Below are 15,167 nucleotides of genomic sequence, written 5' to 3'. Positions count from 1 at the left end.
ACTGCCGGATAGCTTCTTTTTTTCGGCATTGCGCGCGCGAACCGCCCCCCGAGGGTGCGCAACCTCCAGAGCGCTCGCAAACTTTAGCCAATCAATTCATGTGCCGCTGGGCATTTCTCCGACCGCCTGTTGGGCGACGCTATGGGCAATTGCGCATTTTCAGAATTTTCTTAGTGATATTTCTGCCTAGATTTGACGTATCGGTGTGCATTTGCTGCGTGGGCGGTCAGCGCGCATCTGTTGAGCGGGAAGCTCGGCAGGGCACACCCAATAAGAAAAAAGGGAAAGTCCATGAATCATGTATTTCGCCTTGTCTGGAATGGACGTGCAGGTACTTTCGTAGCAGTCAGCGAGTATGCGAAATCCCATGGCAAAGGTCGCAGCGGTGGGCGGCGGGGTCGCAGGCTCCGAATACTCGCCTTGTTGCTGTCGGTGGGCATGGCGTTCAGCTCGATGCTGCAGGCAGCCGATCGGTATTGGGATACCAACGGCACGGCACTGGGCTCCGGTGGTACCGGCACCTGGAGTCTTTCCGGCGCTTTCTGGAGTCCCAACAACGACGGTGTCAGCGGCCCCTACAGCATCTGGAACAACGCTGCCCTGGACGACGCCTTCTTCGGTGGCACCGCCGGCACCGTGACCCTGGGCACGCCGATCACCGTGCACAACCTCACCTTCCAGAGCACCGGTTACACGCTCAACGGCAGCACCCTGACCCTGGGGGGGATCACGCCCACCATCACCGTCACTGGCGCAGCCACGATCAACTCGATCCTGGCTGGCAGCGCGGGTTTGACCAAGGCGGGGACCGGTACCCTCAGTCTCAACGGCGCCAACACCTTCAGCGGTGGTGTTGTGGTCAATGCCGGCGGCCTGACCCTCAACGGCGATTCCGCGCTGGGTGCGGCGGGCAACGGCGTCACCATTGCCGGCGGCACAAGCTTGAGCAGTACAGGTGCCCTCGCCACGAGCCGGAACATCACCCTCACCAGCGGCAGCGTCCTGCTGAGCGGCGCCGGCGTGGGCTCGGCCCGCTTCACCGGCGCAGGCGGACTCAGGCTCAATAGCGGTGTCAGCCTCACCAACGCCGCTAGCACCTATACCGGGGCGACCATTTTCGGCAATGGGAATGGCGGTAGCTTTTCGTTCAACTCCATCGCCGATCTGGGCGTGGCCAGTTCCCTGGGTGCGGCAACGACGGTGGCCAATGGCACCATCACGCTTGGGTCCGGCGGTGGCGTTGGTGCAACACTGAGTTATACCGGCAGTGGCAGCAGTTCCAACCGCAACTGGCAACTCAACGCCGCGGGCACCGTGGCGCCGCTCACCTTCCGCAACATTGGGACGGGCGCGTTGACACTGACCGGCAACATGGTCGTGGCCGGTGGTAGCACCTATGGAACTAACTTCAATGCCAATTCGGCCGACATGTCATTGCTGGGCATCATTTCAGGCAATGGGTTGGTCTCCTATACCGGTAGCGCCGGAAGAACCATCACGCTTGGCAACGTCAATACGTATACGACCGCGACCGGCATCAACGGCGTAACCGTGCGGGCCGGTTCGTTCAAGGACATCGGCACCGCCAGTTCCTTTGGCGCCGGCGCGGTGGGGAATGCAATCGGCATCACCAATGGCGCAGTGACCTACACCGGCGCTGGCGACAGCAGTAATCGGACATGGGGGCTAAACGGCGGCGCGATCAACAACGACGGCACCGGCGCGCTTGCGCTCAGCGGCACCCTGGCGCTCACCAACACCGGCACGCTCGGCGGCAGTTACGTGGGTACCGACAACCTCTTCTCGGGCGTCATTTCTGGTACTGGCGGCCTGGCCAAGAGCGACGCCTCCACCTGGGTGGTCAGTGGCGCCAATACCTACACCGGCAGCACCACGGTCAATGGCGGCACGCTCCGCGCCGGTAGCACCACGGCCTTTGGAGCAACCAGTGGGGTCGCCGTGAACAGCGGGGGTACGCTGGACCTCAACGATCTGAACATCACGGTGCGCTCGTTGGCCGGTACGGGCGGCACCGTCGACCTGGGATCGGGGACGCTGACCCTGAACGATGCTGCGGGTATCAGTACCGCCTACGCCGGCAACGTCACCGGCAGCGGCGGCCTCGTCAAGACCGGAGCCAGCACGCAGACCCTCACTGGGACCAACACCTATACGGGCGCGACCACGATCAACGGCGGCACGCTGCGGTTGGACTACGGTGCAGCCACCGCGCCCACCAGCAACATCATTTCCAGCGCCTCGACCCTGAACATGGGCGGCGGGGTGCTCAATGCGATCGGTGCTGCTGGCGAGGCCAACACGCAGACGTTCAACGGTCTCTCCGTCACCGGAGGCAACAACACGATCGGCGCGACATCCGGCACCGGCGGCAGCATGGCGCTCAACCTGGGGGCGATCACCCGCACCAGTGGCCTGGTCAACTTCAACCTGCCGGGCAGCGGCAACCTCACCACCACCAATAGCACCCTGGGCGGTTGGGCCACGGTCAATGGCACCAATTACGCCAAGGTGGTCGGTGGCAACATCCTTGCTTTCACCACGGCTGACTATGTCAACAAGGACAACGCGTCCACCTGGCTGAACAACGAGATCCTCAGCGATGCCGGTGGCACTGCGAACTCGCCTTATTCCGGCACGGTGAGCGGCAGCAAGCAGATCGGCGGCTTGCAGTACACCGCGGCAGCCAACTCCACCGTGACCGTGGGCGCCGGTAATACCCTAGGTGTGGACGGCACCATCATCGTCGCACCGTCGGTCGGGGCCACCAATCAGACAATCACGGGAGGTTCGCTCACCGGTACCTCCGGCGGTGGTGTGCTGGGTATCCAGCAGAACGGAACCGGAAACTTTACCATCGCGTCCCAGATCGTCGATAACGGCGGCAGCATTGGCTTCACCAAGGCCGGCACCGGGCTGGTCACGCTGACTAATGCCAACAACACCCACACCGGCGCCACCACCGTATCGCAGGGGATCCTCTCGGTCGGCAACATCACCAACGGCGGTACGGCGAGCGGCATCGGCGCCTCGTCTGCGGCGTCGTCCAACCTGTTCCTGGGAGGCAGCACACTGCGCTACACCGGTCTTACGACGACCAGCGACCGCGGTTTCACCATCGCCAAATCCGGCGCAATCCTGGGCAGTACCGTCGATGTCACCAGTGCCGCCAGCAACCTGAGTCTCAACGGCCTGGTCACCAGCACCGATGGCGCCAATTTCACCAAGACCGGCGCCGGCACGCTGACGCTGGGCAACGCGGGCAACGACTACACCGGCATCACCTCCGTCACCGGAGGCACGCTGGCGGTCAACACCCTGGCCGCTGGCGGCCTGGTCAGTGGCATCGGTGCGTCCAGCAATGCCTCGGGCAATCTCATCCTCAATGGCGGCACACTCGATTACCTCGGTGGTACGACCAGCACTGATCGTGGCTTCACCCTCGGCACCCCCGGTGCTGGCGGCAGCGTGGGTGCCATTGGTGTCAGCAACGCGGCCACCACCTTGACTGTCAGCGGTACGGCAGTGGGTGATGATGGTTTTCGCAAGGACGGGGCGGGCACCCTGGTGCTCTCCGGCACCAATACCTACTCGGGCGGTACCTCGGTCACTGCCGGCACGCTGCGCGCAGGGTCTACCACGGCTTTTGGCAGCACAAATAACAACCTGAGCGTGGCGAGCGGAGCCACGGCGGATCTCAATGGTTTCAACACCTCGATCGGGGCGCTCCAGGGTCTTGGCAACGTGAACCTGGGCTCCGCCACACTAACGGCGCTCGCCGGCGGGAGCTACGGCGGAGTCATCAGTGGTAGCGGCGGCTACACGCAGGCTGGTGGCGTTCAGGTCATGTCCGGTTGCAACAATACGTACACCGGCGCCACCGCCATCAACAGCAGCAGCCAGATTACCGTCGATTGTCTGGCCAATGGCGGGCAGGCAAGCGGTATTGGCGCAGCGACTGGCGCTGCTTCCAACCTACTGTTCAATAGCGGTTCTCTCAATTACACCGGTGGCAGCGTCAACATCGATCACGGACTCACAATACAGAGCGGGTTTGGCGTGCTTAACGTCACCAATGCGACGACCACCCTGGGCATCAGTGGGGCGGTGGGTGGCGCCGGCACCCTGTACAAGAGAGGGCCCGGCACGCTGGTGCTGTCCGGCAACAATACGTATACCGGCGGCACGGTGGTTGATCAGGCCGGTATCCTGCGCGCCGGCTCAGCCACGGCCTTTGGCAGCGGCTACCTGAACATGGGTAACGTGGCTGGCGCCACGCTGGATGCGAACGGTTTCAATCCGTCGTTCACCTGGTTGCAAGGTGGCGGCACCACGGGCGGCAACATCAACCTGGGCGGGCAGACGCTGACGATCAACACCGGCAACAATACAGCTGGCGTTGCCTATGCAGGCAACATCAATGGCACCGGCAACCTGGTCAAGAACGGCGCGCAGACCCAGCGAATGACCGGATGCAACAACGGCTACACCGGCACCACTACCATCAACGGCGGCACCCTGGCCGTCGACTGCGTGGCCGACGGCGGCAGCAACAGTGGTACCGGAGCCAGCAGCGCGGCCGCAAGCAATCTGGTCATCAACGGTGGCGCCACCCTGTCTTACAGCGGCGCGGGCCAAAGCAGCGACCGCCTGTTCACGCTCGGCGCGGGCGGTGGCACGCTGGATTCCTCGGGCACAGGCGCATGGAACCTGACCAGCGTCGGCGCCATTGCGTTGAGCGGCACCGGCGTCGCGCGCACGTTGACGCTTAACGGTACCAACACCGACAACAACACGCTGTCGGCACAGCTCGACAACAACGGCGCGGGCGTCAGCTCGCTGACCAAGACCGGCACCGGCACCTGGATCCTGACCAACAATAACAGCAGCTACACCGGTGTCACCACCATCAGCGGCGGCGTGCTTGGGGTCAGCAAACTCAGCAATGGCGGCGCGGCCAGCGGTATCGGTGCAGCGTCCAGTGCGGCCTCCAATCTGGTGATCGGCAATGGCTCGACCCTGCGCTACACCGGCGCGGGCGACAGCAGCAATCGACTGTTCACGCTGGCGAGCGGCGTTTCGTTCCTCGAGTCGTCGGGTACGGGCGCAGTCAACTTCACCAATACCGGCACGATCGGGCTATTGAGTCCGAACTTGGCGCGCACCGTTGCCCTGGGCGGCACCAACACTGGCAACAACACCGTGGCCGGTGTGATCGGCAACAGCGGCACCGGTATCACCACGCTGGCCAAGAACGGCAGCGGCTCCTGGACCCTGACCGGCAATAACACGTACACCGGCAACACCGTCATCAACGACGGCAACCTGACGATCGGCGACGGCAACACGTCGGGCAATCTCGGCACCGGCAACGTGATCGTCGATGCGGCGACCTCGAGGTTGTCGATGAACCGCAGTGACACGGTCATCTTCAATGCCACCCTGAGCGGTCCGGGTACTTTTGCTCAAATCGGCACCGGCACCACCACGCTGACCGCGGACAACAGCATCGGTGCCACCACGGTGAGCGCGGGCACACTGGGCGTGAATGGCGTGCTGAACACCAGCTCCATCGCCATGACTGGCACCTCGACTCTCAACGTGGACGGCACGGTGCAGGCGGCGGGCGGAACGACTGCCGCAATCACCGGTGACGCAGGCGTCAGCACGATCAACGTCAACAGCGGTGCGACCCTGCGCGCCAGCGGCGACCTGGGCGACGGCAGCGATGCCCTTACCGTGACCGGCACACTGGATACGGGTGCCGCGGTGTTGAACCTGGGCGCTGGCAACGACACCCTGACCATCAATGACGGAGTGATCAACGGCGCCGGCGTCGACGCGGGTGCCGGCACCGCCGACAGCCTGGTGATCAACGACGCCCTGGCGAAGACCTTCGGTGGTTTCAGTGGCTTCGAGCAACTGACCAAGCAGAACGCGGGCACGCTGACCTTGACCGGTAACCAGAATTACAGTGCCGGTACCGCGATCAACGGCGGCACGCTGGATGTGAACGGCACGCTTGATACCTCGACCCTATCGATGACCGATGCCACCACCTTGAACGTGGATGGCACGGTACGGGGCATGAGCGGGACGACCGCCATCCTCACCGGCAGCGCCGGCGCCAACACAATCAACATCAACAGCGGCGCAACGCTGCAAGCAAACGGCAGCCTTGGCAACGGCACCGACAACGTCATCCTCGCGGGTACGCTCAACGCTGGTGGCGCCGCCCTCGATCTGGGCGCGGGGGACGAAACCTTGACCCTGCGTGACGGCGCCGCGATCAGCGGCGTGGGCATCAACGCCGGAATCGGCAACGACCAGTTGCTGCTCGACAATGCCTTGGCGCTGACTTTCAACGGCGGCGCGACCGCGGGTTTCGAAAGCCTGCTCAAGCAGAACAGCGGCGTCACCACCCTGACCGGCAGTACAAGCTTCAGTGTCGGTGCCACGATCAACGGCGGCGGGATGAATGTGGTAGGGGCACTGGAAACGCCATCGGTGAGTCTGGCCGACAATGTGACGCTCAATGTCGATGGCTCGCTGCAGGGTGTTGGCGGAGCAGCGGCCACGCTCACCGGCAGTGCCGGCGCGAATACCTTGACGGTGGCGGCTGGCGGCAACCTGGTCGCCAGTGGCGATCTGGATGGCGGCAACGATGTCCTGGACGTGGTCGGCACGCTCGACACCGGCGGCGGTGCTTTCGCACTCGGCGGCGGCGATGACACGCTGAGCATCCACGACGGCACCCACATCATCGGCGCCGTGACGGCGGGTACGGGCACCGATACTTTCGCCACTGATATCAGTACCAGCGCAGACGTGGGCGCAGTGCAAGGGTTTGAAACCCTGACCAAGACCGGCGTCGGCGCACTCAACTTCAATGGCCCGACGGGTTCGGACTTCACGACCGTCAACGTGCTGGCCGGCATGTTGAACATCAATGCCGCTGCAGGCTTCACCGGCGTATCCGACGCGACGGTCGCCAGCGGCGCGGTGCTGAACGTCAACGGCAGCCTGGGTTTCACCACAAGTTCTGACAGCCTCACCGTTGCAGGCAATGTAGCGGGGACAGGCACCGTCGACATGCTCAATGGCGACGATCAGCTAACGCTACAGGATGGCGCTGACCTAAGCGGTCTGACGACGGCGATCAACGGCGGCCTCGGCATCGATACGCTGACGGCTGACATCGCCACCACCGCGGCCCTGGGGGGCGCGGTCAATTTCGAAACCTTGATCAAATCCAATGTCGGCACGCTCAACATCAACGGCCCGGTGACTTCGCAGTTCGATACGGTGCTGGTGCAGGGTGGGACGCTGAACATCGCCGCGGGGACGATCGTCGATCCGCAAACCACCGTGGTGTCCTCGGGCGCGACCATGACCGTGGACGGGACGTACCAAGGCACCGCAGGCAACGACACGTTCACCGTGTCGGGCACGGTCAATGGCACGGGCACGATCAACCTGCTCGGCGACGACGACGTACTGACCTTGAATGACGGCGCTGACCTGAGTGGGCTGGCCAATCCACTCGACGGTGGCGCGCATGGCGCAGGCGACACGGTCGTGTTGAACAACGCCGGTGCACTTGCCCTCAATGGCGGCAGCATCGTCAACTTCGAATTCCTGCAGAAGGACAACACCGGCACGGCGACGCTGACCGGGACACAGAGCTTCAGCGGCGGCACCGCGATCAATGGCGGCACGCTGGATGTGGAAGGCGCACTGACTACGCCGACCGTGACGCTTGCCGACAATACGACGCTCAATGTCGATGGTTCGCTGCAGGGCGCGGGCGGTACGGCCGCGACGATTACTGGCAGCGCCGGCATCAATACGGTGGCGGTCAATGGCACGCTGGACGCGACCGGCGACCTCGGGGCCGGCGACGATGTGCTCGATGTGGTTGGCACGCTCGATACGCTGGGCGGAACCTTCGCGCTGGGCGATGGCGACGACACCTTCACGGTGCACGACGGCACTGATGTCATCGGCACCATCGACGGTGGCGCCGGCGTGGATACCCGCGTCTACGACATCAATCTGGCCGTCGACCTGGGCCAGTTGCTCAACTTCGAAGGCGTGACCAAGACCGGTACCGGCACTCTCAACCTCAACGGCCCCGGCGCGACCGATCTGCAGGAAGTCAGCGTGCTGGGCGGTACGTTGAACATCGGGCCCGCCGGCAGCGTGACGGCGACCCTGGGCAGCACGCTCAGCACCGTGGTTGGCAGCGGCGCCACCTTGAACGTCGGCGGCAGCTATGGCTGCGGCGATGGCGACGATTCCATGACAGTGTCCGGCACGGTGTCGGGCATCGGCACCATCGACCTGTGTGACGGCGATGACACGCTGACCCTCAACGACGGCGCGGTACTGAGCAACGTCGTCAGCGGCGGCAACTCCATAACCGTCGGCGATATTGTGCTGCTGAACAACGCCAATGCCTTTACGTTCGACGTTGGCAACACGACCAACTTCGAGCTCCTGCGAAAGGAAAACGCGGGTATCGCGACCTTGATCGGAACCCAGGGTTTCAACAGCGTCAATGTGATGGCGGGCACGCTGGATGTAGACGGTACGCTGGAGACGTCGAATATGCTTCTGCTCGGCGGCACGACGTTCAACGTTGACGGCGTGGTACGAGGCTTCAATGGCGCCGAAGCGGTCATCTTAGGTGACGAAGACGTCAACACGGTAACGATCGGGGCTGGCGGCTTGCTGTTCGCGACAGGCGACTTGGCGGGCGGCAACGACGTGTTGGACGTGTACGGTGAACTCAACACGAATGGCGGCAACTTCAGCGGCGTGCTCTCGCTGGGTGACGGCGACGATTTGTTCACTCTGCACGATGGGGGGAGGGTGGATGGCGTCGTCTACGGCGGCGATGGCACCGACACCGCTATCGCCGATATCAACCTGACTGCTGATCTCGGCGCACTGGTGCAGTTTGAAGTCCTGACCAAGACCGGGAGCGGCACCCTCAACATCAACGGCGATACCGACGGCGTGTTGTTCCCGTCTACCATCCAGAGCGTCAACGTGCTGGAGGGCACGTTGAACGTCGGACCGGATGGCATCGTGGCGGGGCCCGACGACGGTAGTCCGTTCAGCACGCTTGTTGCGAGTGGCGCCACCCTCAACGTGGACGGCAGTTACGGCTGCGGCACCGGCAACGACACAATGACTGTTGGCGGCGCGGTGACAGGCAGCGGCACCATCGATCTGTGTGACGGCGACGACACGTTGACCCTAAACGACGGCGCGGACCTGTCGGGTCTGGCCAACGCGCTGAGTGGCGGAAACGGAACGGATACGGTGTTGGCCGACATCGCCGGCAGTGCGATCCTGGGTGGCGTGGTCAACTTCGAGACGCTGACCAAGACCAACATCGGCACGCTCAATGTCGACGGCCCGGCGTCTTCGTCGTTCACCACGGTCAATGTCCTCGGCGGCACGCTGGATGTCGGTGCCGCCGGCGCGATCAACGGCGTGGTCACCACGACGCTGGCAAGCGGCGCGACCTTGAATGTCGATGGCGTCTACACAGGCAGCGCGGGCAACGACAGCCTCGATGTGTCCGGCACGGTCAGTGGCACTGGTACCATCGACTTGGCCGCCGGCGACGACACGCTGACCCTCAACGACGACGCGCTGCTGAACAACGTCATCGACGGCGGCGCGCATGGCGCAGGCGACATCGTCGTGCTGAACAACGCCAATGTATTGAGCTTCGACGCCGGCAACACGATCAACTTCGAATTGCTTCAGAAGGACAACACCGGCACGGCGACGTTAACCGGGACACAGAGCTTCAGCGGCGGCACCACCATCAACGGCGGTATGCTGGATGTGGACGGTGCCCTGACTACGCCAACCGTGACGCTGGCCGACAGCACGACGCTCAATGTCGATGGTTCGCTGCAGGGCGCGGGCGGTACGGCCGCGACGATCACCGGCAGTGTGGGTATCAATACCGTCACCGTGGGGGTGGGCGGCACACTGCTGGCCAGTGGCGACCTGGGCGTCGGTAACGATGTGCTCGACGTGGTCGGCACGCTCGATACGCAGGGCGGAACCTTCGCGCTGGGAGATGGCAACGATAGCTTCATCGTGCACGACGGCACCAATATCATCGGCACCATCGACGGTGGTGCCGGCCTGGACACCCGCGTCTACGACATCAATCTGACCGCCGATCTGGGCGCATTGGTCAACTTCGAAGGCGTGACCAAGACCGGTATCGGCACTCTTAACATCAACGGCCCCGCCGCGACCGACCTGCTGCAAGTCGACGTGCTCGGCGGCACGCTGAATATCGGTCCAAGCGCCACGGTATCAGTGCAGGACACCACGGTCGGCAACGGCGCGACGTTGAACGTGGACGGCAGCTTCACCGGCACGAGCGGTAACGACACTATGATCGTAGCCGGTATGGTAACCGGTACGGGTACCGTGGACCTGCTCGACGGCGACGACACCTTCACTGTCCAGGACGGCGCCGATCTGTCGGGCCTGGCGAATGCCGTGGACGGAGGGGCGGGCACTGATACCTTCCTGGCGGACATCACAGGCACCGCCACGTTGGGCGGCGCGATTAATTTCGAGACCCTGACCAAGACCAACACAGGCACGTTCCACGTCGATGGGCCCGCGAGCTCGAGCTTCACTGTCGTCAATGTGGAGGGGGGCACGCTGGACATCGGTGCCGGCGGTGCGATCAACGGCGTGCTCACCACGACGGTGGCGAGTGGCACGACCTTGAATGTCGATGGCAGCTACACCGGTAGTGCGGGCAACGACAGCTTCGACGTGTCCGGAACGGTCAGCGGCAGTGGCAGCATCGACCTGGCCGCCGGCGACGACACACTGACCCTCAACGATGGCGCGGTGCTGAACAACGTCATCGACGGCGGCACGAATGGCGCCGGCGACACTGTCGTGTTGAACAATGCGGCTTCGATGACATTCGACGGCGGCTACACAACCAACTTCGAATTCCTCACCAAGGACAATATCGGCGTCGCGACCCTGGCCGGCACCAGTACCTTCTCCGGCGGGACCGCGCTCAATGCCGGCACCCTGGACGTGGACGGCACGTTGAATACACCCACCGTCACGCTGGGTGACGACACCACGCTGAATGTCGACGGCAGGTTGCAGGCAGTCGGCGGTACGGCGGCGACGCTCACCGGCAGCGCCGGCACCAATACGGTGTCGATCGGTGTGGGCGGCACGCTACTGGCCAGTGGCGATCTGGGCGCGGGTAACGACGTGCTGGATGTCGTCGGCACATTCGACACCGGGAGCGGGACCTTTGCACTGGGTGATGGCGACGACCGTTTCGTGGTCCACGACGCCACTGTGGTGCTGGGCACGGTCGATGGCGGCGCGGGGCTGGACACCCGCGTCTACGACATCAACCTGACCGCCAACCTGGGCGAATTGCTGAACTTCGAAGGTGTGACCAAGACCGGAACCGGCGTGCTCAACATCAACGGGCCGGGCGCAACCGATCTCCAGGAAGTCAGCGTGCTGGGCGGTACCCTGAATGTTGGCCCCAGCGCCAGTGTGGTGGCGACCGTTGGCAACACGCTCGCTACCGTGGTGGGCAGCGGTGCGACGTTGAATGTGGACGGCAGCTACGGCTGCGGTGCCGGCAACGACACGATGAGCGTGTCGGGCACTGTCAGTGGTAGCGGCACCATCGATCTGTGTGACGGTGACGACACGCTGACCCTCAACGATGGCGCGGTACTGAACAACGTCATCGACGGTGGCACGAATGGCGCCGGCGATACTGTCGTGTTGAACAACGCAGTTTCGATGACATTCGACGGCGTCAACACAACCAACTTCGAATTCCTCACCAAAGACAATATCGGCGTCGCGACCCTGGTCGGCACCAGTACCTTCTCCGGTGGGACCGCGCTCAATGCCGGCACCCTGGACGTGGATGGCACGTTGAATACGCCGACCGTCACGCTGGGTGACAACACCACGCTGAATGTCGACGGCAGGTTGCAGGCAGTCGGTGGCACGGTCGCGACGTTCACCGGCAGCGCCGGCACCAATACGGTGTCGATCGGTGCGGGCGGCACGCTGCTGGCCAGTGGCGACCTGGGCGCGGGCAACGACGTGCTGGATGTCGCCGGCACATTCGACACCGGGAGCGGGACCTTTGCATTGGGTGATGGCGACGACCGTTTCGTGGTCCACGACGCCACTGTGGTGCTGGGCACGGTCGATGGCGGCGCGGGGCTGGACACCCGCGTCTACGACATCAACCTGACCGCCAACCTGGGCGAATTGCTGAACTTCGAAGGGGTGACCAAGACCGGAACCGGCGTGCTCAACATCAACGGACCGGGCGCAACCGATCTCCAGGAAGTCAGCGTGCTGGGCGGTACCCTGAATGTCGGCCCCAACGCCGGTGTGGTGGCGACCGCTGGCAACACGCTCGCTACCGTGGTGGGCAGCGGTGCGACGTTGAATGTGGATGGCAGCTACGGCTGCGGTGCCGGCAACGACACGATGAGCGTGTCGGGTACCGTCAGTGGTAGCGGCACCATCGATCTGTGTGACGGTGACGACACGCTGACCTTGAACGACGGCGCGGTGCTGGCTGCCGTGATTGACGGCGGCGGCCACGCCATCGGCGATACGGTGGTGTTGAACAATGCCGCGTCGATGACATTCGACAGCGTCAACACAACCAACTTCGAATTCCTCACCAAAGACAATATCGGCGTCGCGACCCTGGTCGGCACCAGTAACTTCTCTGGTGGTACCGCGCTCAATGCCGGCACCCTGAACGTGAATGGCACGTTGAATACGCCGACCGTCACGCTGGGTGACAACACCACGCTGAATGTCGATGGCAGGTTGCAGGCAGTCGGTGGCACGGTCGCGACGCTCACCGGCAGCGCCGGCACCAATACGGTGTCGATCGGTGCGGGCGGCACGCTGCTGTCCAGCGGCGATCTGGGTGCGGGTAACGACGTGCTGGATGTCGCCGGCACACTCGATACCGGGAGCGGGATCTTTGCATTGGGTGATGGCGACGATACGCTGACCATCCACGACGGCACCAACCTCCTGGGCACGGTGGCAGCAGGTGCAGGCACTGACGTCTTCAATGCCGACATCTCGGTGAGTGCTGACCTGGGCGCGGTGCAGAGCTTCGAGACCCTGAACAAGACCGATGTCGGCGTGCTCAACATCAACGGCCCGTTGGGGTCGGAATTCATCACGGTCAATGTGCTCGCCGGCACCTTGATCGTGGGCGCCAACGGCAGCGTCGTGGCGCAAAACACGACGGTCGCCGGCGGTGCCACGCTCGACGCGCAGGGCAGTTACAGCGGTACCGCCGCAGATGATAGCTTCACCTCGAGAGGCACTGTGCGCGGCATGCTGGACTTCGGTGCCGGTAATGACTCGGTCAGCTTCATCGGCGGCGATCTGAGCGGTCTACGCAGTCTGGGTGGGGGGGATGGCGATGACCGCCTCAGTTTCAGCGGTCTGGACCTCAGTACCGGTGCTCCGGTGCTGAACAATTGGGAGCGGGTCGAATTAGCCGACAGCAGCGTCTTCTCGCTGGCCAGTCCGCTCGACCTGAACGGTGGTCTACTGACCATTGGCAGCACTTCGCGCCTGCTCGCGCGCGCCGGTGCAAATGTTGGAGGAAGCGTTCATAACGACGGCCAGATTGATGTCGGATCGCACCGTCTGGCGATCAGCGGCGACTACAGCGGTAACGGTGCCCTCGACGTGCAGGTCGCTGCCTCCGCCGGTACGTCTGGTGGGTTGGACATAGGCGGTGATGTGGTCGGTACGACTCGCGTCAGTTTCGCCAACGATGGTACTGAGGCCCAGCCAGGGGCAACGATCCGAGTCATCAGCAGCCCCAATGACAATCCGTCAACCGCCGGAGGCTTCGTTTCGGACCAGACCGTGCGTTTAAACGGCAGTGTCCTGGCTTGGAATTTCGCTCAGGGCAAGAACGACTCGGACTGGTATTTGAGCTCGGCCGACAAGCTGCTGTTGCCGGAGATTCCCGGCTATACGGTGGTGCCGGATATCGGCTACAGCATGACTCTGGATAACAACCGACTGCTGTTTGACCGCATGGCCGGAGGCCGTGGAGATAACCCCTACTGCAATCGCAGCGAGGAAGAACGCACGCGCATTGGTCTGGAGTGGTTCGGCACCTGCGAAGGGCTGTGGCTGGCCACCATCGGCAGTCACTTGTCGATGGAATCGAATCCGGGGTTTGAATTCGATGGCAACAGCACAGGGCTATATGCCGGCTACGACCACCTGTTTGTGGACGAACAGGCTTACCGCATGCGTGGTGGCCTGTTCATCGGCCAGCAGCAGGGCAATTACTCGACCACAGGTGACAGTTCGACCGGTCTGGTGAGTGTGGGCAGATCCAATGTGGACATGGAAGCACTGGCGTTTGGCGCCTATGGAAGCCTGGATTGGCAGAACGGCACCTATGCCGACATGAGCCTGACGGTTCTGCTGCCCGATACACATGTCCGCTCGGCCGATGGCTTCAGTGAGCAGATACGCGGCGACATCTTGAGTCTCAGTGGGCAAGTGGGGCACCGATATCCCCTGAGCAACGGATGGGTAGTAGAGCCGCAGTTCCAAGCGAGTGCCATCCAAATGCGCTGGGACGACAAGACTGACTCAAGCGGCAAGCAACTGAATATAAAGGACGATGTACTGGGGTTAGTGAGGACCGCGGTGCGCGTCGAAAAGACCGTCAAGACAGATGGCGGCGCGACCCTAACGCCTTGGCTGGCCGTAGGGTTGCAGGACACCCTGGGGGAGAACTCGACAAACCTGGAAGTCACACTGCCAGGCGGGACTCGGCAGAACTTCTCTGGGCATGACCTGGGATTGAACGCAACACTGGATGTGGGGCTGGAGGCCCAGGTCACTCAGGATCTGAGGGTATTTGGCACAGCTTCGGTAATAGGCGCGAACCTGGGAGGCAACGATGTGAGTCAGCAGCAGGTTAGCGTCGGAGTGCGCTGGTCCTGGTAGGGGAGGCTGACGAGTTGCCGAGATCGCGGTTGCGATCGCCCGGTGTTCCGGGACGATCGCGCTTCACACCAAGCGCAGAA

1 protein-coding gene is annotated in these 15,167 nt (G+C 63.3%); it reads left to right on the top strand.

Features of this window, described 5'->3' with window-relative positions; all coding sequences use genetic code 11:
- The first annotated feature begins 291 nt into the window (after nucleotides 1-291).
- Nucleotides 292-15,087, top strand: coding sequence for an autotransporter-associated beta strand repeat-containing protein (locus AB4Z20_RS13635; RefSeq protein WP_442090093.1), 14,796 nt, complete (start codon nucleotides 292-294; stop codon nucleotides 15,085-15,087).
- Nucleotides 15,088-15,167: the final 80 nt, after the last annotated feature.

The organism is Pseudomonas sp. KB_12, assembly GCF_052114545.1.
GTDB lineage: Bacteria > Pseudomonadota > Gammaproteobacteria > Pseudomonadales > Pseudomonadaceae > Aquipseudomonas > Aquipseudomonas brassicacearum.
Note: the sequence above shows the minus strand (reverse complement) of the source record. Positions and strands in the feature narration are given on the sequence as shown.